2 protein-coding genes are annotated in these 1924 nt (G+C 59.8%); both read right to left on the bottom strand.

Features of this window, described 5'->3' with window-relative positions:
• Positions 1-130 precede the first annotated feature (130 nt).
• The gene (locus tag H5U08_RS17235) at positions 131-862 is read right to left on the bottom strand and encodes a hypothetical protein (protein WP_297035917.1); all 732 of its coding nucleotides are present in this window, start codon (positions 860-862) and stop codon (positions 131-133) included.
• A 294-nt stretch (positions 863-1156) separates the two neighbouring features.
• The coding region (locus H5U08_RS17230; protein ID WP_297035914.1) for a polysaccharide biosynthesis/export family protein at positions 1157-1924 on the bottom strand (768 nt) is incomplete at its 5' end.

Raw genomic sequence — 1924 nt, 5'->3', positions numbered from 1 at the left:
AAAGATATGTGTTAGTGTTAGTGGAGATTCAACTCCAAGTGAGCGACGCACATGCGTGATGCGTGCACTCGGAACCGACAAAGTGCCGCTTGATTCTCACCCGTCGAGCAATATTGAGTTGATTTTTCGCTCAACGGCCCCCAAGACCCGGGAAGTAGCCGTAGTAATTCATGAAATAGCCACCGGTAGGAGCGGCACGGCCCACATAGCCACCGCCGGATTGGGCCGGACTTTCTATTTGCCGAAGTCGCTGGGAGATTTGGCGGTTAGTCTGCTGTTGTTGAATCATGGGTCTGACAAGGGAATAGTAGTTCCCCACGCGACCAAACGCACCTTCCGGACGGTAAAGGTTGATGTAGGGACTGACACTCGCTGGTGGTGAATAATCAGAAAACGGCCGTTCCACCGGTCGAGTTGGAGCGGCCCCCCAACCGCCGCCTTGAAAGCTGGAAAACCCCGTCATATACGCAGGAAAAGGACCGCCCGCCAGAGCAGCTTCCCCGCTGACCCAGCCACCTCCACCCGCCTGAAGACGAGGTGAGCTCGACGTCATCGTGGGCGGCAACGGCATTTCAGAACGACTCGTCTTGGTGCGCGAACCGCCTGTTTGCGATGCGTCGGAAGGCGCAGGCGGCAGGGCACCAGGCCGGGCCGGCGCTATCGCGGGGGCCGATTCAGGCAAACCGCCTGAAGGTGACGGCACGGAAGGCAACAACGGCGGGGCAGAAGGAACCGTGGTTTCCGGGCCACCGGGTACAGCGTGCCCACCGGTCACCTGACCCGGCACATTTCGAGCCACAGCGAGCCACATGGCGGCAGCCAGCACCCCACACAAACCATAACTGCGCCAGACGCTTCCCATAAAGACTTGTCCTGACTTTATCGCCGAAAGTTTCCACTGCGTGGTGCCCATCTCGTGCTACCTTTAACGATTATTGATGATAGAAACCGATGTTCTGGCCGCTCGGGCCTCCCTCACATTCTATCCAAATCCTGCCCCCGCGGGTGAAATCAACAGGCCGTTGCCGCAAGGTCAAGCATCAGATTCCCAGTGCCGGTTGTTTCATGCAGGCGTTGGACGTCGCCTTTCTGGCTGCTTGTCAGTTTTATCTTTTTGAATACGCGTTTCGTGCTACCCGTTTTTCTCGGTTACACCTCAGAATCCGCTGCGGGTGCGGTTATATCCACGGCCCATGGTCTGCAGCGAGCGAACTGTCGAGGCCCCCAATCCCGTGAACCCGAACAGCCGCTCCACCGGCGATACCATCTTGTCGATCCAGGTGCTGAAAGCGATCATGTCATCGTGGGCAATGAAAATCCGATCCCCGGGCAAAATCTGATAGTTCGTCGCCGTGTTCCCGCCCCGGGTGATGGCGTTCCAGTCCACCGGCAGAATCTGTTCGCAGCCGGTCCCTGCGGGGGACGGTCGGGCAATCCAGATCCGCTTGCTGGAGACCTGCGAAATCCCGCCCACTTGGGCGATCGCGTCGAGCACCGTCTCGTTGCCCGTGCAGGGCAGGCGGATCACGCTGTCGTCCTCTCCCGGTCCCTCTGTGATCACGTAATACACTTTGCTGTTGTAGGCCAGCACCTCCAGAGACACCTCGGGAGAATCCAGAAACTGGCTGAGATGGCGGCGGATGGCCTCGCGGGCTTCCGGGATCGTCAGCCCCGCCACATACACCGCCCCATATTGCCGGAGGTTGATCGTGCCATCCGGGGACACCAGATAGACCCCGCTGATTGGTTGGAGGCCACTCGCCCGCGCCAGTTGCACCGAGACCTCCGGTGCCCGCAGAATCTGCCGCAGATGGGCCTCAATGGCCCAGCGGGCCTCGGCCACCGTCATCCCCACCACCCGCACCGAGCCATAAGCCGGACCGAGGTTCACCGTCCCTTCCGCCTCCACCATGTAATAGCCACT

Origin of the sequence: Thermogutta sp. (genome assembly GCF_014359955.1) — a bacterium.
Lineage (GTDB): Bacteria > Planctomycetota > Planctomycetia > Pirellulales > Thermoguttaceae > Thermogutta.
Note: the sequence above shows the minus strand (reverse complement) of the source record. Positions and strands in the feature narration are given on the sequence as shown.